Consider the following 20559-nt stretch of genomic DNA (forward strand, 5'->3'; position numbering starts at 1 on the left):
CACCTCCCTGCGTTGCGGGGTCACCTCCCTGCGTTGCGGGGTCACCTCGCGTTTACCCTCCCGACGCCCGCGCGTGGCCTCGCCTCCCTAGGCTCCCGGGCGTGGCCGGAAGCGTTCGCGAGAGCCGAAGAAGGTTTGTCGCCCTGGGCGACTCCTTCACCGAAGGCGTGGGGGACTGGCACCCCGGCCTGCCCAACGGCGTCCGGGGGTGGGCCGACCGTGTCGCGGAGAAGCTCGCCAAGGCCGAGAAGGGCTGGGAGTATGCCAACCTCGCCATCCGGTCGAAGCGCCTCCGGCAGATCGTCGACGAGCAGCTCGAGCCTGCCCTCGCCCTCGAGCCCACGCTCGTGACCGTCTACGCGGGCGGCAACGACATCCTCGACGTCGGCACGTCGATGGACCAGCTCCTCGCCGAGTACGAGGAGTTCGTGCGGAAGCTGGCGGGGACCGGTGCGACGCTCGTGCTGTTCACCGGCTACGACGTCAAGGTCAACCCCCTCCTCGAGCCCCTCAAGCGCCGCAACTGGCAGTACAACGCCCGGGTCCGGGAGCTCGCCAGCGAGCTCGACGCCGTCCTCGTCGACTATTGGTGTTTCGACGAGTTCGCGGACAAGCGCCTGTGGGACGCCGACCGGCTCCACATGAACAAGGCGGGCCACAAAGTCCTCGCGCGCCAGGTCCTAGACCACCTCGGCGTCCCGCACCGCATGAAGCACAAGGAGTGGGAGCCGCCCGTGCGGCGCACCCCGCGCGAGTGGGCCGGGGCGCAGCGGGCGTGGGTCCGGGACTGGGTCGTGCCGCTCATCGGGCGCAAGCTCCGGGGCGAGACGCTTGGCGACTCCCTCTCCCCGCGCTGGCCCGAGCCCGTCAAGGTCCCGCGGCAGGGCGGCCTGCGCCGCTATGTCGAAAAGCACCCCGAAGCGCTCGCCCAGACCCCTGGCTGGGTCCTCTGACGGAGCAGGGATGGCCCCGCAACGCTGGGACGTGACCCCGCAACGTTGAGACGTGACCCCGCAACTTACCGCTGGGCGGTGCCCTGCTTCCAGTAGCCCATGAAGGCGACCTGCTCGCGGTTGATCCCGCAGTCGCGCACGAGGTACCGCCGCAGGGACTTGACCACGCCGGACTCCCCCGCGATCCACGCGTAGAACGGGCGCACGGTCGCGGGCGGGACCCCGACACCGTCCGCGGCCTCGGCGCCGAAGAGCCGGCGGTACTGCGGCGTGTCCCACATGAGCTCGCGCTCGGGGCCGACGTCGAGCGGCTCGCCCGCCGCGGCGGCCCGGGCCGGGACGTCGGGGCCGGGGGCACAGAAGGGCTCGAGCACGACGCCGTGCACCGCCTCCGTGAGCAGCTCGCCGTGGGTGCGCTCCCCCCGGGCGAGCCACGTGATCGAGACGTCTGCGCGGGTCGGGAGGTTCTGGAAGTCCTCGGCGCACGGCACCTCGAGGATGGCCTGGCCGGTCATGCCGGCCGGGAGGTCGCGGAGGATCCCGCCGATCGCCGGCAGCGCGGTCTCGTCGCCCACGAGCAGGACGTGCCCGGCGAGCCCGGGCGCGAACTCGATCCCGGCGCACTCGCCCGAGGCCGCGCTCGGCCCGAACACGAGCGCCTCGTCACCCGGCACGACGCCCATGGCCCACGTCGCGGCGGGCCCGGAGCGGCCGTCCGCGTCGACGTGCAGCACGAAGTCGACGTCGATCTCCGGGTAGGCCTCCTCGAGCCGCGCCTCGCGCACCGTGTAGGACCGGATCTCGCCCCGCGTGCCCTCGGGCAGGGCGAGCCACGCCTGGTACCACGAGGCGCCGTCGCCCGACGGCCCGGCCGCGGCGAGCTCTGCGACGCGCGGGAGCGGGTGCCCGGGCGAGGGCACGAGCACCTTGATACGCAGGTCCCACGTCGCGCCGTCGGCGTCGGTCGCGAAGTCGCGCAGGCTCGTCCCGCCGAACGTGATCCGGCGCAGGCTCGGGCTCAGGTCGCGCACCGCGGCGACGGTGAGCTCGAACGGGCGCACGACGCCGGCACGCGCCTGGGTGCGCGGGCGGCTGTTCGCCGGGACGCGGGGGCTGGCGGTGGGTCGGCTCATGCGGAAGCTCCTTTGGTAAGGCTTACCTTCGTCAGATCATAGACGGTCACACGTGCCCTTACGCAAAGGATGCTTAGCGTATTTCCCGTTTTCCGGCGCGTCCGACTACGGGGCCCCTGCGCCCTGGCCGCCGGATCCTCCCGTTCCCTGCTGTCGGCAGTTGTATGTCCGGGTCAGGGGTGCACCAATCCACGATCCGACCAAGGCTCGGACGGTGAGGGTGTAGACCCCGCTTCCCACGGAGGCGGAGCTCTGGGTGAGGGTCACGGCGTCGAGGCTCGTCGTCGTGCTGCTGCTCGTGCCGTCCGGAGCAGTGAGTGTGAAGGTGTATGACGTCGCACGCTCGACCTTTCCGTACCCCAGCACCGTGACCGTGGCCTGCTTGCCCGTCAGTCCGCACACGAAGCTCGCGGTCACACTCCCCGGCGCCGGGATGCTGTAGGTCGAGACCTGCAGCGAGGCGACGCCGGTCCCGATGAACGCAGCCCAAGCGCCCGCCGGAGCGAGGACGAGAGCCCCGACGGGGGCGAGGGCCGCAGCCAAGGCGAGGCAGACGGCGGTCAGCGCTCGGTGGATGCTTCGTGCCATGAGTGCCTCGCGCTGCCTTCCGTGTCGCTGTGGTCATGGGTGTGGTGCTGGCCTCATGCTCCCAGCCGCTCCTCAAGCCGGCCCGGGACGAATGCTCAAGGTTTGTTCAACGGCCTGCTCACCCGTCGCCGGGAGGTCTGCAAGACTTGCTGTCCATGGGCGAAGGATTCTCTGACCGCCGGGCGGTTGTCATCGAGGACGACGCCGACGTCCGCGTGCTCCTCGCCAGGACCCTGCAGCGTCACGGCTTCGACGTGGCCGAGGCGGCGACCGGGGCCGAGGGGCTGCGGCTCGCGCGCGAGCAGGCAACCGACGTCGTGACCCTCGACCTGAACCTGCCCGACCTCGACGGGACGGAGGTGTGCCGGCGGCTCCGGGAGTTCTCCGACGCGTACATCGTCATGATCACGGGCCGCGTCGAGGAGATCGATGAGCTCATCGGCCTGCAGATCGGCGCCGACGACTACATCAGCAAGCCCTTCAGCCCTCGCACGGTCCAGGCCAGGATCGAGGCGATGTTCCGCCGCCCGCGCACGCTGTCCGCGCACGGCCTCGGCCCTCACCGTGCCGAGGCCTCCGCGGCGCCCTCCGAGCCGCTCGCCCAGACCGGATCGTCTCCCGCGCCCGCCCCCGATGCTGGCCCTGCCTCCGGAACCGTCCCCGGCCCTTCCGCCGGCGCTTCCCCCGCCTTCGATCCGAGGCGCATCACGCACGGGCCGCTCGTCGTGGACCTGGATGCGCGGCTCGTCGAGCTCGACGGGCAGGAGCTCCTCCTGACCCGGACCGAGTTCGACCTCCTGGCGCTCCTCGTGGGCTCCCCGCGGCGTGTCTGGACGCGCGAGATGCTCCTGCGCTCGGTCTGGGGCGACGAGTGGGCCTCGGACGAGCACCTCGTCGAGGTCCACGTGGGGAACCTCCGCCGCAAGCTGGGCGACCGAGGCCGGAACCCGCGCTTCATCCGGACCGTGCGCGGCGTCGGGTACGGGATGATGGCTCCGCCTCCCTGAGCCGCCTTGCCCCGTCGCAGGCCCGGGCCTCAGCCGCCGCTGAGGGCCTCCACGAGCGCGGCGGCGACCGCATCGGCGTCGTTCACGAGGGCGCGGACGGACTCTCGGGCCCGGGCTGTGCGCTCGGCACGGACGTCCTCCTCGAGGAGCCGCACGTCACGCTCGAGCTGCAGGGCCCCGACCATCGAGGCGGAGACCGCGAGGCTCACGAGCGCCACCTGAGCGGCCTCGAGCTCTTCGGCCTCGAGCGCCGTCGCGATCGCGTGGATCCGGCGCGGGAGGAGCTTGACGAACGAGGCCGCAAAGTCGAGCGCATGGGCCCTCGAGGCGAGGTCCTCGGCGAGGTCGTCGAGGCACGCCCGGTCGAGGATGGGGAGTGCCGCCGGTTCCAGGTCCTCACGCCCTCTCGCGGGTGGGATCAGCGGCGGTGCCGGGGGCACCGCCGCCGGCGTGATCAGCGGCGGAGTCGGCCGCGGGCCGGCGCCAGATCGAGCGGAGCACGAGGGCCACGAGCGCCGCCGCCGAGGTGTACATGAGCACCGTCGAGGCACCGCCCTGGCGCAGGAACCGGATCGCGTCGCCGAGGTGCGGGACGAGGCCGGCGATCGTGTAGACGGCGTCGTCGGTGATGACAGCCGTCCACGGGTCCGGGCCGTTGTTCGCATCGCCCTGGGTCCGGACGAGCGTGGTGCCGTCGCCCGGGCGGGCGACCTCGATGACCCGGTGCGTCTCGACCCGCCGGTCGCCGACGGGGATGTGGTAGGTGAGCACGTCCCCGACCTCCAGCTGCGAGGTCGGGGTCCGCACGCTCACGACGACGTCGCCCGGGTTGATCAGGGGCGCCATCGAGCCGGTCAGCATCGTCGACGTCTGGTAGCCGAGCACGCGCGGCCCGACCGCGAGGAAGAGGAACGCCGCGAGGGCGACGGCGAGGGCGAGTCCCAGCGCGGCACGCCCGAGGATTCCTGCCGCCCGCCCGAAGATTCCTGAAGAGGCGTGCACCACCCGCCGCTCCGCCCGCCCGCGGGAGGGAACGCGGGCGGGCGTGGCGGGGCCGGGGGTCTCGGGGGAATCGAGGTCGGCCGGAGGGGTAGTCGGATGGGCCTCGGCGAGGGTGGACAGGTCCACAGTCATGGCGTCCTCCTGGCGGATCGGCTGGAAGGGGGTCAGTCAGCGGCTCACTGGTTCGTCGCGGTGCGCTGCGTGCCGGTGAAGGCGAAGGCCACGGTGCTGGACTTCCCCTGGAAGTCGTTGTTCGCCGCGGCCGGGAGGCTCACCGTCACGCGCAGGTTGTCCGACCCGTTCGAGCCGACGGCGGCGAGGTTGGCGAGCGCGATGTTCGCGCCGATGATCCCGCGCTGGGCGAGCACGGTCGACGTCGTGCCCGAGCACGTGTACGTGTAGCCCCCGCCGGAGATGGCGGCCTCGGTCCATGCCGTGGAACAGCGGTCGATCGTCATCTGGAGGCCGTTCTGCGCATCGGTGTCGAGGACCGAGGAGGGGCTGGCCGTCGTCGTCAGGGTGATGCCCGCGAGGGCCTGGCTGCCCGTGTTCGTGAGCGTGACGGCGCGCTGGATGGTGTCGCCCGGGACGATCCCCGTGGCGGCGACATTGAGGCGGTTGGCGGCCGTGCCAGAATCCCCCAGCCCGATCACGACCGTCCCCGAGGAGACGGTCTCGCTCGCGGAGGTCGTGGAGGTGAAGGCGCCGTACGTGCCCAGGCCGGCGACGCTCGCCGCAGCCCCGACGAGCGCGGCCGAGGCCAGGACCTTGCCGGACGTGGTCTTGAGGCTGATTCCCATGGTGGTGTCCTTTTCTTCCGCCGGGCCCTTCATGCCCGCCCTGTGCCTGTTCGCCAGTCCCTGCGGCCGGCCTGCAACAACTCTCGGGCCGGGACTTCAACGCCAACGCCGCGCGCCGGACAAGAAAAGTTCAAGATCGGTTCAAGCCCTCCCGAAGCGGGAGGACCTTGCATGTGCGTGACGGCCAGATTGCTCTGACCCCTCGCGCGCCCGCCCCGAAAGCAGCAGGATTAGGCCTGTATCCGGATGAGGGATCCATCCGCCGGCTGGAGACCTCCATGAACGGGAGGTGCGCATGTCGGGGAAGGGAACACCCAGCTCGGCCAAGGGACCGGGCCGCAACGACGTCTCGGGGCCGGGAGTCGTCGTCGAGCGGCCAGAACTCATCCGCAACGTGGCCCTCGTGGGCCACTCGGGAGCCGGCAAGACGATGCTGCTCGAGGCTCTCCTCGCGTCGACCGGGGCGATCTCGCGCCGAGGGTCGATCGAGGACGGCTCGACGGTCGGCGACTCCGACCCCTCTGCCGTGAAGCAGCAGCGGTCCGTCGCGCTCGCGGTGGCGCCCGTCGTCGTCGGCGACGTCAAGGTGAACCTCGTCGACACGCCGGGCTACGCCGACTTCATCGGCGAGCTGCGCGCGGGGCTGCGCGCGGCGGACGGCGCGCTGTTCGTCGTCTCGGCCGTCGACGGCGTAGACGCGGCGACGACCGCGCTGTGGGCCGAGTGCGAGCGCGTGGGGATGCCGCGCGCCGTCGTCATCAGCCGGCTCGACCACCCGCGCGCGAACTACGACGCCGCCCTCGCCGCGAGCCGCGAGGCCTTCGGCGAGTCCGTGCTTCCGCTCTACGTGCCCATGCGCGACGGGGACGAGCTCACGGGCCTCCTCGGCCTCATCTCGGGGACGGTCTCCGACTACTCCGGCGACCGGCTGCAGCCCGACACGCGGCCGGCGAAGCCCGAGGAGCTCGAGGGCTGGGAGGCGGCCCGCGGGGAGCTGATCGAGGGCATCATCGCCGAGAGCGAGGACGAGACCCTCATGGACCGGTACCTCGGCGGCGAGGACATCGACCTCGACGTCATCGTGGCCGACCTCGAGACGGCGGTCGCGCGCGCCTCGTTCTTCCCGGTCATCCCGACGTCCGCCACGGCCGGGGTCGGCACCGCGGAGGTCCTCGAGGTCCTCACCCGGGGCTTCCCCTCGCCGCTCGAGCACGCGGTCCCGCCCGCGACGACGCTCGACGGCGCCCCCGCGCCGGCGCTGCGCTGCGACCCCGACGGGCCGCTCGCCGGTGAGGTGGTCCGCACGACCGTGGACCCGTTCCTCGGCCGCGTGTGCCTGGTCCGGCTCTTCTCCGGGACCCTGCGCGAGGACACCCCCGTCCACGTGGGCCGACACGGCCTCGCCGACCGCGGCCACCCCGACCACGACAGCGACGAGCGCATCGGGCACCTCTACTCGCCGTTCGGGACGAACCTGCGCGCCGTTCCGGCCGCCGTCGCCGGGGACCTGTGCTCCCTCGCGAAGCTCGCCACCGCCGAGACCGGGGACACGGTGTCCTCCCGCGAGGCGCCCCTGCTCGTGGACACGTGGGACATGCCGGAGCCGCTCATGCCCGTCGCCGTCGAGGCGGCCTCGCACGGGGACGAGGACGCGCTCGCGAAGGCGCTCGGCAAGGTCGCCGCCGCGGACCCGACCCTCCGCGTGGAGCGCAACCCCGAGACGCACCAGCTCGTGCTGTGGTGCATGGGCGAGGCGCATGCCGACGTCGTGCTGGACCGGCTGCGGGACCAGGGCGTCAAGCTCCAGACGGTCGACGTCGTCACGCCCCTGCGCGAGACCTTCGCCGAGCCCGCGTCCGGGCACGGCAGGTACGTCAAGCAGTCCGGCGGCCACGGGCAGTACGCGATCTGCGACATCGAGGTCGAGCCGCTCGAGCGCGGCGGGGGGTTCGAGTTCGTGGACAAGATCGTGGGCGGCGTCATCTCGGGCACGTTCATCTCCTCCGTCGAGAAGGGCGTGCGGACGCAGATGGCCAAGGGCGTCGCGGAGGGCTTCCCCGTCGTCGACATCCGCGTGACGCTTGTGGGCGGCAAGATGCACAGCGTGGACTCCTCGGACGCCGCGTTCCAGTCCGCGGGGGCGCTCGCGCTGCGCGAGGCCGCCGCCGCGGCGCGGATCCAGCTGCTCGAGCCCGTCTCGCTCGTCACGATCACCGTCCCGGACGAGTACGTCGGCGCCGTCATGAGCGACCTCTCGGCCCGCCGCGGGCGGCTCACGGGCACGACGTCGGCCGGCGGGGAGACCACGGAGGTCACCGCCGAGGTGCCCGACGTCGAGCTGCTGCGCTACGCCGTCGACCTCCGCGCGCTCACGCAGGGCACGGGCCGCTTCCGCCGCGAGTACGTGCGCCACGACCCGGCCCCCCGCGCCAGCTGACCTTTGCGGGGTCACCTCCCAACGTTGCGGGGTCACCTCCCAACGTTGCGGGGTCAGCTCCCAACGTTGCGGGGTCAGCGGAGGACGATGTCCACCGGGTTGGCCTGGGACCGCGGGCCGCCCGGCACCCTGCCGCCCAGAACCGAGCCTCCCGGCCCCGGGCCCCCGGCCGGGCCCTCGATGAGCCCCGACCGGTTGGTCCGCTTGTCCCGCAGGATCTCCGTCACGGAGCCGAGGTACCGCGAGAGGTCGATGACGTTCTCGGGCGCCGCGAGCAGGAGCTGGAACCCGAACTCGTGCAGCGCCGAGATGCCGGCCCCGGCGAACTCCTCGGACGCGAGCACGAACGCCTCGTCCATCATGACGGTCCCGTAGCTCGTGAACCCCTGCTCGGCGATGCCCAGCTGGTAGCTCAGCGCCGCGGCCATGATGAACGCCGTGAACCGCTGCCGCTCGCCGCCGGACATCGAGCCGGTGTCGGCGTGCACGAACACCTCGTCGCGCGCGGGACCATCCGAGCCGCCGTTCTTGGTGTCTCGCGACACCCGGTGCTCCTTGCACGAGATGAACACGTGCGTCCGCACGTCGAGCACCTCCGCCCGCCAGCGCCGGTCCTCGGGCGTGTGCGAGGCGAGCCGCTTCACGAGCGCCTCGAGCGTCTTGTAGCGGATGGTGAGCTGGTCCTCGCCCGAGGGGCCGGGGCTGTCCGGCTCTCCCGTGCGGGCGGCCGACGACGCGTGGCGCGCCGCGAGCGCGGAGACGATCGCGTCCTTGAACTGCTTGGCCGAGGCGGGCACGGTCTGCCGGATGTCCAGCTCGAGGTACGAGCCCTCGTGGAAGTCCACGCCCGCGAGGATCGAGTTCAGCGGCAGGATGCGCGCCGAGATGCCCCGGCGCTCCTCGTCGAGCAGGTGCAGGAGCGTCGAGAACGACTCGTGCGTGCGCTGGGCGAAGAACTCCCGGAACCGGGCCTCCTGGGCGGGCAGGCCCTCGGAGACGATCTGGTGGTACCGGGCCTCGAAGGCGTCGGCCGCGGCGACGGAGGCGCCGTGGTCCGCCGAGACGACCGAGCCCCAGTCGCGCTGGAACTGCTCGAAGATGCGCGTGAGGCGCTCGGCGGCGGCCTGCGCCCTGCTCTCGGCGGCATGGACCTGGGCCGCGATCCGGGCGTGCACCTCGGCGGCGATCCGGTCGAGGTCGTGCTGGTCCTCGGGCTCGCCGGCCTCGGCGAAGAGCGGGGCGAGCGTCTCGCTCGCGGCGTCCGACGGCGGGGCGGCGGCCAGGCGGGCGCGCGCGGCCTCGAGGAGGCGGTCGGCGCTCATGAGCTGGGCGTCGAGCTGGCGGTACTCGCTCTGCAGCACGGCCGCGGCCTCGGTCGAGGCCTGGTGCTCGGTGCGGGCCGTCTCGACCTTGTCGCGGAGGGGCTCGAGGTCGCTCTGCGCGGCGAGGGCGTCCTCGAGCCGCGCCTCGATGCGGCGCAGCTCCTCCTCGGCGACCTCGGAAGAGACCTCCTCCCAGGCCCGGGTGTCCTCGGCGACCCGGCGGAGGGCCTCGAGCCGTCGGGCCAGGCCCTGGTGCGAGTCCTCGCTCGCCTGCGCGGCCTCGGCGGCGGAGGCCAGCGCCGCCTCGAGCTCGAGCACGCGCGCGGCGAGGAGCTCGAGCTTGGGCGCGTTGTCGAAGCCGAGCACGAAGTCGGCGCGGGCGGCGAAGCGGTCGTCCTTCTCGACTGTGCCGCGGCCCCGCTTGACGACGCCGCCGAGGCTCACCCCGCGCTCGACCCCGGCGAGCTCGTCCGGGTCCTCGACGCACGCGTAGGCGAAGTCGGCGGCGATCCGCTCGCGCAGGTAGTCGCCGGCCTCCCCGGGGAGGATCTGCAGCTTGGTCAGGAGGTCGCCCTCGCGCACCTCCTCGAGGGCGAGCTCGGCGCCGGGCACGCGCGCGGAGAGGTCGACGGCGCGCAGCGCCCCGCGGATCGCGTTCCCGTCGAGGTAGCGGGTCACCGCGGCGAAGTGCCGGCCCGGGACGAGGAGCGTCGTCGCGAGCGAGCGGAGCGCGCGCTCGGCGGCGGGCCGCCAGCGCTCGTGCTCCTCGGCGAGGTCGATGAGCTCGCCGGCGAACGGCATCTCCTCCTCCGCGACGCCGAGGGCCGCGGCGATCGCGGCGCGGTTCTCGACGGCCGACGGCGGCAGGAGGCTCTTGCGCTCTGCGAGCGAGGCGAGCTCGCGGCGGGCCTCGGCGAGCTCGCGCTTGGCCGTGGCGTGCGCGTCGAACGCCTCGAAGCGGGCCTCCTTGAGCACGGCGCTGTCCCTCTCGATCGCCTCGAGGGCCTCGGCGGCCTGGCGGCGAGCGTCCGCCCACCCGTCGGCCGAGAACGGCAGCTGCAGCCCGGCGTCGTGCATCCCCGCCTTGGCCGCGGCCTCGACCTCGCGCCGCAGCCGCAGGCCGACCGCCGCGTTGTCCCGCGCCTGCTCGAGGGTGGAGATCTGGTTGCCGCCCGCGTTGTTGTACTCGGCCTCGAGCGAGCGCAGCTCCTTGGCGAGCGCGTCCCGGCGGTGCCGCTCGGCCGAGAGCTCCTTGGCCTTGGCCTGGGCGCGCGTGCGGACGTCGGCGAGCGCGCGCTCGTGGACGGCGACGGCGTGGGCCTGCCGGACGGCGTCGAACGGGCCAGCCGCGAGCTCCCGGAGCCGGGCGGCCTCGGCGAGGGCCTCGGCGTGCTCCCGGTTGAGGTCCGGGACGGGGGCGAGCTGGTCGCGCTGGAGCCGCACGTCCTCGAGCCGGGCCCGGATGGACATGAGGTTGCCGAACTCCTCGACCACCTCGTCCGCGGCGGCGAGGGTGGCCGGCGGATCGAGGACCTGGTCGCGGAAGAAGCTGTTGACGCTCCCGCCGAGGCCCTTGCCGGCCTGGATGACGCGCAGGAGCGGGAGGGCCTGGTCGCTCGAGATGCCCAGGAGCCGGCGGAAGCGCTCGGCGAAGGCCTTGTGCACGTCGAAGACCTGGGCATTCGGGAAGGCCGCTTCGAGGGCCGAGCGCGTGAAGCGCCTGCCCTGGCCCTCGCCGATCAGGCCCTCGACCGCGGCGATGTCGAGCGGCTCCGAGTCGATGAGGTAGAAGCGGCCGAGGCTCGACTCCGTGCCGTTCTTGGGCAGGTCGAAGAGCGCCGAGAGCGTGTGGCGCGTCCCGGCGGCGTTGTCGAAGGTCAGGGCGACGGCGCTCCACGTCGCGCCCGGGCGCTGGAAGGCGCTCGCCTGGCCCTCGCCGACGGCGACGTCGCCGACCTTGCCGCGCATGTACGTGTAGGTGGTGCGGCGGTCCTCGCTCGAGCCGGCGCGGGCGGCGGCGGCCTCGTTCGAGCGCGGGCGGGCGTCGAAGACGCGCGCGATCGCGTCGAAGAGCGTGGACTTGCCGACGCCGGAGTTGCCCGTGAGCATCGTGCCGTTGCGGTCCACGTGCATCGTGTGCGCGCCGTGGAACGTGCCCCAGTTGACGATCTGGACGAGCGAGAGCCGGTACTGGCCCGGGTTCACTTCGGTGCCGAGCGGCAGCATGGTCGCGATGCTCACGCGGTGGCCTCCTCATCGTCGCCGAGATGGGGGTCTGGGACGCCGAGATGGGGGCCTGGGTCACCGAGATGGGGGCCTCCGTCGTCCTCGGCCCCTTCGTCGTCGCCGAAGGGGAGCTGCCCGCCCGGCTGCGGCAGCGCGCCGTCGTGCGCCGATCCGGCAGTCGCGAGCGACTCGAGGTGCCGCGTCACGTCCCCGATGTTCTCGAACGGCAGCGCGAGCGGGAGGGCGTTGGAGATGAGGTAGACGTCCTCGAGCGGGGTTGGGATGAGCAGGCGGCGCGCCTGGAGCTTCGCGACAGCGCGGGCAACGGTGTCGGCATCGCGCAGGGCGTCCTGCTCCTCGACCGGGCGGTAGTGGGCGACGACGTCGGCGAGCTCCTCGAGGGTGACCGTCGGCTCGGTCTGGGCGGTGGTGTGGCGGTCGAGCAGGAGCCGCAGCCGCAGGAGCAGGATCGTCTCGACGCGGCTCAGGGCGCGTTGCTGCCGCAGGACGGTCGAGCGCGAGGCCGTCCCGAGCAGCTCCGGGTCGACGGGGCGCAGGACGGCGATCTTCCGCTCGTGGTCGATCTGCAGGCGCAGGAAGAGCTCCGAGAGCCGCGAGCGCAGCACGTCCTCGTGGTCCAGGAGCGTGGTCCAGCCCTTCTCGTCCCGGCCGCCGTCGAGGTACGGGCCCTTGAGCAGGCGCACGAGGACCTGGCGGACCTTGAGCGGGAGCTCGCCGGTGTCGCCGTCGTACAGCGCGCGGACCGGGATGAAGGGCTCGTCCGGCGCCGCCGGCTGCGCGGTGCCCGCGGGCACCGGGGCGTCAGGCTCAGCGGCGCCCGACGGCGTCGCCTCCTCGTGCGCCTCGGCCTCCTCGGTGACGGGCTCGACGTCGTGCATCAGCTTTCCCCTCCAGCGGTGACGGTGACGGACGGCAGGTAGGCGGTGCGGCGGGAGCCGTCGATCTGGCCGAACTCGAGAGGCCCCCAGGCGCCGCGGTCGAAGTCGGCGCCGCGGTGCAGCAGCTCGGACAGGAGCGCGCGGATCGAGTTGATGTGCTGCTCCCCCTCGGGCAGGCGGTCCCAGACCTCGGCGAGGGTGGCGCGGCCGCCGCCGTCGGCGAGCGCGAGGTCCAGCGCCTCGCGCAGCGCGGCAGCGCGGGCCTTCGCGGTGCGCGCCGAGCGTATGCGGTCCTCGGAGCCGAAGCTGATCGGATCCGCGAGCCGGGGCGGCGGGGCGAGCTCGTCCGGGTCGAAGAGCTTGACCATGGAGAGCGACTCGAACTCGGCCCCGAACAGCTCCGGGGCGGGCGCGAAGCCTGGCTCGTCGCGGACGTACGGGAGCCGCCGGACCGCCTGCTCCGCGCGGCGGATCGCCTCGCGCAGCCGCACGGACTGGCGGTAGTCGTCGCTCTGGACGTAGGTGTTGAGGCTCTCGGAGAGCTTGCCGTAGATGCGCTGGATCTGCGTGTTGGCCTCGCGCAGCTCGGCGACGAGGTGCCGGAGCGTCTCGCGCTCCTCGTGCCCGAGCCCGTCGGCGAAGTCCCGCGAGAGCACCTCGGCGATCGCGGCGCGGAAGCGCATCTGCTGCTCGGGGTTCTCGAGGAAGGCCGTGAACGAGCGGAACGTCCGGCCCTCGCTCGAGGCACGCAGGCGGCGGTCCGCCTCGAGCACCTGCGCCATGGTCGCGCCCTTGCTCAGCGACTCCTCGATGATCTGGTTGCGCAGCTGCCCGACGGACTCCTCGATGCGGTCGCGCATGCGTTTGAAGTCCGCGGGCAGACCGCCCGCGAGATCGAGGATGTTCTCGGCCGCCTCGAGCGCGTTCTCGTCGTCGAGTCCGCCGGTCCGCTCGCCCGCGCGCAGGGCCCGCACGATCTCCCGGCGCTCCTCGATCTCGGCCTCGAGCGCCTCGATCCGCGCCGTCGTGTCCGGGTTCGTCTCGCGGGCGAGGCGTTCGACGTCGGCCAGGAGCGTCCCGAGGCGGGACCCCGTGAGCGTCGAGCGGTCCGAGGAGAGCGCCTCGAGGAACGCGAGCACGCGGGCCGCGGCCTCGGTGAGCTCGTACACGATCCGCCCGCCCTGGGCCCGGCGGGTCAGGAAGCGGCGCCGGGTCCAGTCGTCGGCGACTGCACGGCCCGTCGCGTTGCCGGCCGTGGCGGGGCTGCCGGCGGCGGCGTCGCGGGCGCGGAGGTCCTCGAGGTAGGAGTCGAGCTCGTCGTGGAGCTCCTCGAGCCCGACCTGCGGCCGGTTGCGCGTGAACGCCGTCTGCAGCGCGGCGATGGTCCACGGCGCGCTCCGGGTCAGGGCCCAGGCGGGCCCGCGGTGGAGGGACTCGAGCTCGGCGAGCCTCGCGAGCATGGCGGACGACGGCGCGGCCCCGGGCACGCCGCCGGGTGCGGCCCGTGGGGGGCTGGGGTGCGTGGCGGAGTGGGTGCCGGGCGTCGTGTGCGCTGCGGGGGCTCGGTTCGGGCGAGTCATTGCGGCCGATGCCGCGCCGTCCGACGCCACTGCTGGCGGCGTGGGGGAACTCGGGGAGGCAGCTGGCACGGCAGCCCAGTCTACCGGGGCCCGGGCCGCCCCCGGCCGGGTCGCCATCGCCAGCCGGGTCGCATCGCGAACTTGCAGCTGCCGCACGACACCACGGTGAATCCCCTGCAGAAAGCTACGGTGTCGCATCGAACCTGCGGCCTCGAAGAGTGGCCTAGGACGCCAGCAGCCGGTCGACGCGGCGTCGCAGTTCGGCCTCGTCGAACAGGTCCGCCCACACAAGACGCAGCAGCTGCCAGCCCTCTTCCATGAGGGCCTTCTCGCGCTGCCGCTCCCGGAGCAGCACTTCCGGGGTCGGAGCGTAGGCGAAGTACTTGACGCGGCCGTCGAACTCGATGCCGCGGCGGATGTCCGGCCACCCCGTGTCCACGCGCACCCGGCCCACGCGCGTCGCCACCTCGATCTGCTGCTTCGGCGTGGGTACGGGCATGGTGCTCAGCCGCCAATTCAGAAGGCTCTCCCCAGGCGATTCGCTGAGCGTCGAGCCCAGGGCGATGGCCGCACGCGCGGTCACGACGCCCCGCTGGCCCGACGCACGGTCGAGCAGGGCCTCGACCCTTGCCGGCTCGGCGCCCAGCCGCAGCCCGTGGTCGATGATGATCTGCGCGGCGCCGCGCTGGAGGATGCACGCACTGTCCACCATCGTCCTTTCGAGGACAGTGGCCGGCAGCCCGGACACCATGCACCGGTCCTCGCTGCCAAGGTGGCCGGCGTGGGGACGCACCTCGGGCCGGTATCGGGACCGGCCCGGCGCCCGCGGAACGGTGACGTGGATGAACTCGTCTGGCTTCCAGAGTGAGAGGCCGTGAAGCCTCGCGGCGCTGAGGTGGCTGTAGACGAACCCGGGTTCCGACAGCCGCGCATGGTGGTCGAAGTGCGCCCGGAGCGTCACGAGGTGGCGCTCTTTCGCGCCGAGGACGTGCCATGCATCGAGCCGGTAGTACAGCCCGTGAGCGATCCGCACGAGCAGGCCCGCCTGAACAAGTCGCTCGGCAGCCCTGCCTGAGCCGAGCCTCTCGGCGACCTGCGAGGCCAGCCACGGTCCGGGATGCGGAAGGGGGAAGTCCATGAGGCCCACGCTCGCGCTGCCCCGGGCCGTCCAGAAGAAGTGCGAAGCGCATGTGGAGGACACGCCGTCGTGCGCCCTGTGGAGGAGCAGTCACGCAGCCCGCCGGCAGCGGGCGTCATACAAAGTTTCGGTACACCGAAATTTGTTCCGAGGTACTCCGAAACCTATCCTTGCTGTATGCGTACAGCGTCGTTCCGCGCCCTTCGGGGTCCCCTGTCCCGTGTCCGACTCCTCGCCGCCCTCCTGGCGGCGGCAGCACTGCTGTGCACGGCCTGCGGAGGGGCGAGCGGCGGCGCCGGGGGCGGCGCAGGCAACGACCGGCCGGTGGTCCTGACCACCTTCACGGTCCTCGCGGACATCGCCCAGAACGTCGCCGGGGACAAGCTGCGCGTCGAGTCCATCACCAAGGCCGGCGCCGAGATCCACGGCTACGAGCCCACGCCCGGGGACATCAAGAAGGCCGCGCAGGCGGACCTCATCCTCGACAACGGGCTCAACCTCGAGGCGTGGTTCGGCCAGTTCGTCGCGGACCTGAAGGTCAAGCACGTCGAGGTGAGCGCCGGCGTCGAGCCCATCGACATCGCCGAGGACTCCTACGCGGGAAAGCCCAACCCGCACGCGTGGATGTCCCCGCAGAACGTCCAGAAGTACGCCGACAACATGGCCGCGGCGTTCGCCGAGCTCGACCCCGCCAACGCCGACACCTACCGCGCCAACGCGGCGTCGTACCGCGCAGAGCTGCAGAAGGTCCAGGACGAGCTCGTGACCGGCCTCGCGGCCCTCCCGCAGAACCACCGCGCGCTTGTCACATGCGAGGGCGCATTCTCCTACCTCGCCCGGGACGCGGGCCTGACCGAGAAGTACATCTGGGCGGTAAACGCCGAGCAGCAGGCCACGCCCCAGCAGATCGCGAGCGCGATCGAGTTCGTCAAGGCCAACCAGGTCCCCGCCGTCTTCTGCGAGTCCACGGTGAGCCATGCGCCGATGGAGCAGGTCGCCGCCGCGAGCGGCGCGAAGCTCGCCGGCGTCCTCTACGTCGACTCGCTCTCGGAGGCAGGGGGCCCAGTGCCGACCTACCTCGACCTCATCCGTCACGATGTCAAGACCATCCTTGCCGGCCTGAGCAACGGCTCAGCAGGCTGATCGGGCTGGACCAGAAGAGAGAGCGTGAGGAGCCCATGAGCACGCACCCGTTCCCGGTTCCCGGGGCGCCCGCGGTCGACGTCGCCGAGGTCACCGTGCACTACGGCGAGGTCCTCGCGCTCAACAAGGCCACCCTCTCGCTCGAACCCGGGCGGATCTGCGGGCTCATCGGCATGAACGGCTCGGGGAAGTCGACCCTCTTCAAGACCATCATGGGCATCGTCCGGCCGGACTCCGGCAAGGTCCGCGTGCACGGCGGCACCCCCGGGGAGGCGCGCCGCCGCGGTGTCGTCGGCTACGTCCCGCAGAGCGAGGGCGTGGACTGGGACTTCCCCGTCTCGGTGCGGGACGTGGTCATGATGGGCCGCTACGGCGGCATGGGCCTCACGCGGCGCCCGAAGTCCTCGGACCAGGAGGCCGTCGACGCGGCCCTCGAGCGCGTCGAGCTGACCAAGTTCGCGGACCGGCAGATCGGCCAGCTTTCGGGCGGGCAGAAGAAGCGGGCGTTCGTGGCCCGCGGGATCGCGCAGGGCGCCTCGGTGCTCCTGCTCGACGAGCCGTTCGCCGGCGTCGACAAGCGCTCGGAGGCGACCATGTCCCGCCTCCTGCGCGAGCTCGCTGACGACGGGAAGACGATCCTCATCTCGACCCACGACCTCCACGCGCTCCCTCAGCTCGCCGACGAGGCCGTGCTGCTCCTGCACCGCGTGCTCATGCACGGCGACCCGGCCGAGGTGCTCCAGGCCGAGAACCTGGCCCTGGCCTTCGGCCTCGACGTCCTGGGAGGGAAGGCGTGATGGACCTGCTCGAGCTCGTCGCCGAACCGCTCTCGTACGAGTTCATGACCCGCGCGCTCGCGACGGCGGTCGTCGCCGCGATCGTGTGCGCGGTGCTCTCGTGCTGGCTCGTGCTCATCGGCTGGTCCCTCATGGGCGACGCCGTCTCGCACGCGGTGCTGCCCGGCGTCGTGCTCGCGTACATCCTCGGGGCGCCGTTCGCGCTCGGCGCCGTGGTGTTCGGGTTCCTCGCGGTCGCGCTCATCGGGGCCGTGCGCGGCACGAGCCGGGTCAAGGAGGACGCGGCGATCGGGATCGTGTTCACGACCCTGTTCGCGCTGGGCCTCGTGCTCATCTCCGTCACCCCGAGCCAGACGGATCTGAACCACATCATCTTCGGCAACCTGCTCGGCGTCGGCTGGGACGACCTGTGGCAGGTGCTCATCCTCGGCGCGGTGACGTTCGCGATCCTCGTGCTCAAGCGCCGCGACTTCACGCTCTACGCCTTCGACCCGACGCACGCGCACGCGATCGGCCTGAGCCCGCGGCTCCTCGGGGCCACGCTCCTGGGCCTGCTCGCGCTCACCGCGGTCGTGGCGCTCCAGGCCGTGGGCGTGGTCCTCGTCGTGGCGATGCTCATCATCCCCGGCGCGACGGCGTACCTCCTCACGGACCGGTTCTCGCGCATGCTCGTCATCGCCCCGACGGTCTCCGCCGCGTGCGCGATCCTCGGCATCTACGTGAGCTACTACGCGGACACGGCCTCGGGGGCGATGATCGTGCTCGTCCAGGGCATCGCGTTCACGCTCGTGTACCTCCTCGCGCCCCGGCAGGGGCTCCTCGGCAAGCGGCTCGCGGCGGCGCGGCGGCGTCGGCCGGTGCGGGTGTAGCCCAGGCGGACGACGACGGCGGGCGGCGGCAGCGCCCGACGGCGTGCGGCCGGCTTCGGCGGGCGGGGAACCTGCCCCGCCGCTCCCCCGTTGGAATCCCCGAGGGGGCTGGCCGGATCGCCACGCGGTGCGCATCAGGCTCCGTCTAGGGTTCGAAACTGTCAGTGGCCCACGACATAATGGGCCGTGGCTGGTCTTGGGGGCACCCGCCCCCGTGGGATCCCTAGGCCCGTCGGCAGCGGAAGCTGCCATGCCGCCCGGCACCCCGGGCCTGGAGGAGGAGGCGCCGCGCAGTGTTTCTGAGAACCTTCGGCTGGTCGTTCGCCGTCAGCATCGCCGCGCTCGTCGTGGCCTTCCTCTACGGCGGCCCGCAGGCACTCTTCCTCGCGTTCGTCCTGGGCGTCCTCGAGGTGAGCCTGAGCTTCGACAACGCCGTGGTCAACGCCCGCATCCTCGAACGGATGAACCCGTTCTGGCAGAAGATGTTCCTCACCGTGGGCATCGTGATCGCCGTCTTCGGCATGCGCGTGCTCTTCCCGCTGCTCATCGTCGGGATCGCCGCGCAGCTCAACCCGGTCGAGGCCGTGCAGCTCGCGCTCGACAAGGGGCCGATCGAGGAGCCCGGCAGCTACGCGTACATCCTCGACCAGGCGCATCCGCAGATCGCCGCGTTCGGCGGCATCTTCCTGCTCATGATCTTCCTCGACTTCTTCTTCGAGGACCGGGACATCAGGTGGCTCCACTGGCTCGAAATGCCGCTGGCCAAGGTCGGGAAGATGAACGGCGCCTCGCTCGTCTGCGGCCTCTTCGCCCTCGCCATCATCGGGCATCTCTCCAGCTCGGAGATCCAGGGCACGGTGCTCATGTCCGGCATCTTCGGCATGGTGACGTACTTCCTGGTCAAGGGCCTCGGCGAGCTCTTCGTCATCGACGAGACCGGCGAGATCGATCCCGGGGACGCCCCGGCTGCGGCTGACGGCGGGGCGAAGGGCCCGAACAAGGCCGTCCAGGTCTCCGGCAAGGCCGCCTTCATGCTCTTCCTCTACCTCGAGATGATCGACGCCTCGTTCTCGTTCGACGGGGTCATCGGCGCCTTCGCGATCACCTCGGATCCGATCATCATCGCCCTGGGCCTCGGGCTCATCGGCGCAATGTTCGTCCGCTCCCTGACCGTCTATCTCGTCCGCCAGGGCACGCTCGACGAATACGTCTACCTGGACCACGGCGCGCACTGGGCCATCGGCGCCCTCGCCGTGATCCTCCTCCTGACGATCGGGATCCACGTCAACGAGGTCATCACGGGCCTCATCGGCGTCTTCTTCATTGCCGCCTCGTTCATCGCCTCGATCCGGCGAAACCGACGAAGGGCGGCCGAGCCCGAGCCGGCCGCCCTGGCATAACCCCCTCGAACCGGCAGACATCCATCCACGAGAAGAACAGACGAAGGAGCGCACTGTGGGACTGAGCTTGCAGAAGGGTCAGGGCCTCTCGCTGACCAAGCAGGACGGCACGAGCCTCACCCAGGTCCGCCTGGGCCTGGGCTGGGACGCCGTCCAGCAGCCGAAGAAGGGCGGGCTGTTCGGCGGCCTGTTCGGCGGCGGCGAGGCAGAGGTGGACCTCGACGCCTCAGCCATCCTCTACAACACCGGCCGCCAAGCACTGGACACCGTGTTCTTCAACCAGCTCGCGAGCAAGGACGGCTCCGTCCGCCACGCCGGGGACAACCTCACGGGCGCCGGTGAGGGCGACGACGAGGTCATTACCGTCAACCTCCCGAGCGTCAACGGCGCCGTCGAGCACATCGTGTTCGTCATCACGAGCTACTCGCAGCAGACCTTCGACCGCGTGCAGAACGCCTTCTGCCGCGTCGTCGACGACTCGGTGGCGGGCAGCCCCGAGGTCGCGCGCTACACACTCACCGAGCAGGGCCCGTCCACCGGCATGATCATGGCCAAGCTCTCCCGCGAGGGCGCGAGCTGGAAGTTCACCGCCGTCGGCCAGCCCGCGAACGGCCGGACCGTCGGGGACCTCGTGGGCCCCGCGTCTTCCGTCCTCTGATCCGCCCTTCCAGGAAGGAGCCGCCATGGCGAGCCTCTCGCTCAGCAAGGGCAGCAACCTGTCTCTGACCAAGGCCGATCCGGGCCTCACCCGGGCCCTGGTCGGGCTCGGGTGGGATCCGCGCACGACGGCGGGCGAGGCCTTCGACCTCGACGCAAGCGCGCTGCTGGTCACCGCCGCGGGCCGGGTCCGCAGCAACGACGACTTCATCTTCTACAACCAGCTCGCGGCCGCCGACGGCTCGGTCGTCCATCAGGGCGACAACCGCACGGGCGTGGGCGAGGGCGACGACGAGCAGATCCTGATCGACCTGTCCGTCGTCGCGCCCGAGATCGAGAAGGTCGTCATCATCGTCTCGATCGACCAGGCCGAGGCCCGGCGGCAGAACTTCGGCATGGTCCGCGGCGCGTTCTGCCGCGTCATCAACGACGAGACGGGCCAGGAGGTCGTCCGCTACGACCTCACCGAGGACGCCGCCTCCGAGACCTGCATGATCTTCTCCGAGATCTACCGCCACGGCGCCGAGTGGAAGTTCCGCGCCGTCGGCCAGGGCTACGCGAGCGGCCTGCGCGGCGTCGCCACCGACTTCGGGATCGTCCTCGACTGA

The 20559-nt window shown here is 72.0% G+C and carries 18 protein-coding genes; 9 read left to right on the forward strand and 9 right to left on the reverse strand.

The genetic code is table 11. The features are described from left to right. Positions 1-101 precede the first annotated feature (101 nt). Positions 102-953, forward strand: a complete 852-nt coding sequence (locus tag ACUYMY_RS16305; protein ID WP_481704567.1) for an SGNH/GDSL hydrolase family protein — start codon at positions 102-104, stop codon at positions 951-953. A 65-nt stretch (positions 954-1018) separates the two neighbouring features. Here ACUYMY_RS16305 and ACUYMY_RS16310 read toward each other — a convergent pair whose 3' ends face one another. Continuing rightward, complete coding sequence (locus ACUYMY_RS16310; RefSeq protein WP_481704568.1) at positions 1019-2086, reverse strand: siderophore-interacting protein; 1068 nt, start codon at positions 2084-2086, stop codon at positions 1019-1021. Between the two features lie 105 nt (positions 2087-2191). Further along, a complete protein-coding gene (locus ACUYMY_RS16315) occupies positions 2192-2674 on the reverse strand; it encodes a hypothetical protein (protein ID WP_481704569.1) in 483 nt (160 codons plus the stop codon). 155 nt (positions 2675-2829) lie between these two features. Between ACUYMY_RS16315 and ACUYMY_RS16320 the strand changes: the two genes are divergently transcribed. Then, the gene (locus ACUYMY_RS16320; protein ID WP_481704570.1) at positions 2830-3681 is read left to right on the forward strand and encodes a response regulator transcription factor; all 852 of its coding nucleotides are present in this window, start codon (positions 2830-2832) and stop codon (positions 3679-3681) included. Positions 3682-3710: 29 nt separating this feature from the next. Here the strand turns inward: ACUYMY_RS16320 and ACUYMY_RS16325 are convergent, their stop codons facing one another. The 3 genes from ACUYMY_RS16325 to ACUYMY_RS16335 are packed head-to-tail and all read right to left on the reverse strand — an operon-like array spanning position 3711 to position 5483. Next, a complete protein-coding gene (locus ACUYMY_RS16325) occupies positions 3711-4121 on the reverse strand; it encodes a hypothetical protein (RefSeq protein WP_481704571.1) in 411 nt (136 codons plus the stop codon). Next, positions 4078-4815 (reverse strand): signal peptidase I, encoded by a 738-nt coding sequence (locus ACUYMY_RS16330; protein ID WP_481704572.1) that lies wholly within the window; start codon positions 4813-4815, stop codon positions 4078-4080. Before ACUYMY_RS16330 ends, ACUYMY_RS16325 begins: the two co-directional genes overlap by 44 nt. Positions 4816-4859: 44 nt before the next feature. Continuing rightward, positions 4860-5483, reverse strand: a complete 624-nt coding sequence (locus tag ACUYMY_RS16335) for a TasA family protein (protein WP_481704573.1) — start codon at positions 5481-5483, stop codon at positions 4860-4862. 295 nt (positions 5484-5778) lie between these two features. On the opposite strand from ACUYMY_RS16335, the gene ACUYMY_RS16340 reads away from it, so the two are divergent. Beyond that, entirely contained in the window at positions 5779-7920 is a 2142-nt protein-coding gene (locus tag ACUYMY_RS16340; protein WP_481704574.1) for an elongation factor G-like protein EF-G2, read from the forward strand. 74 nt (positions 7921-7994) lie between these two features. On the opposite strand, the gene ACUYMY_RS16345 is transcribed toward ACUYMY_RS16340, so the two are convergent. The 4 genes from ACUYMY_RS16345 to ACUYMY_RS16360 form a co-directional block, all read right to left on the reverse strand. Beyond that, positions 7995-11483, reverse strand: coding sequence for an ATP-binding protein (locus tag ACUYMY_RS16345; protein WP_481704575.1), 3489 nt, complete (start codon positions 11481-11483; stop codon positions 7995-7997). Next, positions 11480-12367, reverse strand: coding sequence for a DUF4194 domain-containing protein (locus ACUYMY_RS16350; protein ID WP_481704576.1), 888 nt, complete (start codon positions 12365-12367; stop codon positions 11480-11482). The genes ACUYMY_RS16345 and ACUYMY_RS16350 overlap by 4 nt, the downstream gene beginning before the upstream one ends. Continuing rightward, positions 12367-13827 (reverse strand): DUF3375 family protein, encoded by a 1461-nt coding sequence (locus ACUYMY_RS16355; protein ID WP_481705083.1) that lies wholly within the window; start codon positions 13825-13827, stop codon positions 12367-12369. Before ACUYMY_RS16355 ends, ACUYMY_RS16350 begins: the two co-directional genes overlap by 1 nt. A gap of 343 nt (positions 13828-14170) precedes the next feature. Further along, entirely contained in the window at positions 14171-15085 is a 915-nt protein-coding gene (locus ACUYMY_RS16360; RefSeq protein WP_481704577.1) for a type IV toxin-antitoxin system AbiEi family antitoxin domain-containing protein, read from the reverse strand. Between the two features lie 177 nt (positions 15086-15262). Between ACUYMY_RS16360 and ACUYMY_RS16365 the strand changes: the two genes are divergently transcribed. The 6 genes from ACUYMY_RS16365 (at position 15263) to ACUYMY_RS16390 (ending at position 20559) form a co-directional block, all read left to right on the forward strand. Then, positions 15263-16228 (forward strand): metal ABC transporter substrate-binding protein, encoded by a 966-nt coding sequence (locus ACUYMY_RS16365; protein WP_481704578.1) that lies wholly within the window; start codon positions 15263-15265, stop codon positions 16226-16228. Positions 16229-16263: 35 nt separating this feature from the next. Then, positions 16264-17025: a metal ABC transporter ATP-binding protein gene (locus ACUYMY_RS16370; RefSeq protein WP_481704579.1), complete on the forward strand. Its 762-nt coding sequence runs from the start codon at positions 16264-16266 to the stop codon at positions 17023-17025. Next, entirely contained in the window at positions 17025-17894 is an 870-nt protein-coding gene (locus ACUYMY_RS16375; RefSeq protein WP_481704580.1) for a metal ABC transporter permease, read from the forward strand. The genes ACUYMY_RS16370 and ACUYMY_RS16375 overlap by 1 nt, the downstream gene beginning before the upstream one ends. Before the next feature lie 293 nt (positions 17895-18187). After that, positions 18188-19294, forward strand: coding sequence for a DUF475 domain-containing protein (locus ACUYMY_RS16380; RefSeq protein WP_481704581.1), 1107 nt, complete (start codon positions 18188-18190; stop codon positions 19292-19294). A gap of 55 nt (positions 19295-19349) precedes the next feature. After that, positions 19350-19952 carry a TerD family protein gene (locus ACUYMY_RS16385; protein ID WP_481704582.1) on the forward strand — a complete coding sequence of 201 codons (603 nt, stop codon included), beginning with the start codon at positions 19350-19352 and terminating at the stop codon, positions 19950-19952. A 25-nt stretch (positions 19953-19977) separates the two neighbouring features. Further along, on the forward strand, positions 19978-20559 hold the full coding sequence (locus ACUYMY_RS16390) for a TerD family protein (protein WP_481704583.1): 582 nt from the start codon (positions 19978-19980) through the stop codon (positions 20557-20559).

Source organism: Sinomonas sp. T428B (genome assembly GCF_056780155.1).

What these genes read in the sequence shown, in the direction of transcription:
- ACUYMY_RS16310 (WP_481704568.1), bottom strand. Translation starts at nt 2,086, where the DNA reads ATGAGCCGACCCACCGCCAGCCCCCGCGTCCCGGCGAACAGCCGCCCG.
- ACUYMY_RS16315 (WP_481704569.1), bottom strand. Translation starts at nt 2,674, where the DNA reads ATGGCACGAAGCATCCACCGAGCGCTGACCGCCGTCTGCCTCGCCTTG.
- ACUYMY_RS16320 (WP_481704570.1), top strand. Translation starts at nt 2,830, where the DNA reads ATGGGCGAAGGATTCTCTGACCGCCGGGCGGTTGTCATCGAGGACGAC.
- ACUYMY_RS16330 (WP_481704572.1), bottom strand. Translation starts at nt 4,815, where the DNA reads ATGACTGTGGACCTGTCCACCCTCGCCGAGGCCCATCCGACTACCCCT.
- ACUYMY_RS16335 (WP_481704573.1), bottom strand. Translation starts at nt 5,483, where the DNA reads ATGGGAATCAGCCTCAAGACCACGTCCGGCAAGGTCCTGGCCTCGGCC.
- ACUYMY_RS16340 (WP_481704574.1), top strand. Translation starts at nt 5,779, where the DNA reads ATGTCGGGGAAGGGAACACCCAGCTCGGCCAAGGGACCGGGCCGCAAC.
- ACUYMY_RS16350 (WP_481704576.1), bottom strand. Translation starts at nt 12,367, where the DNA reads ATGCACGACGTCGAGCCCGTCACCGAGGAGGCCGAGGCGCACGAGGAG.
- ACUYMY_RS16355 (WP_481705083.1), bottom strand. Translation starts at nt 13,827, where the DNA reads ATGCTCGCGAGGCTCGCCGAGCTCGAGTCCCTCCACCGCGGGCCCGCC.
- ACUYMY_RS16360 (WP_481704577.1), bottom strand. Translation starts at nt 15,085, where the DNA reads ATGGACTTCCCCCTTCCGCATCCCGGACCGTGGCTGGCCTCGCAGGTC.
- ACUYMY_RS16365 (WP_481704578.1), top strand. Translation starts at nt 15,263, where the DNA reads ATGCGTACAGCGTCGTTCCGCGCCCTTCGGGGTCCCCTGTCCCGTGTC.
- ACUYMY_RS16370 (WP_481704579.1), top strand. Translation starts at nt 16,264, where the DNA reads ATGAGCACGCACCCGTTCCCGGTTCCCGGGGCGCCCGCGGTCGACGTC.
- ACUYMY_RS16375 (WP_481704580.1), top strand. Translation starts at nt 17,025, where the DNA reads ATGGACCTGCTCGAGCTCGTCGCCGAACCGCTCTCGTACGAGTTCATG.
- ACUYMY_RS16390 (WP_481704583.1), top strand. Translation starts at nt 19,978, where the DNA reads ATGGCGAGCCTCTCGCTCAGCAAGGGCAGCAACCTGTCTCTGACCAAG.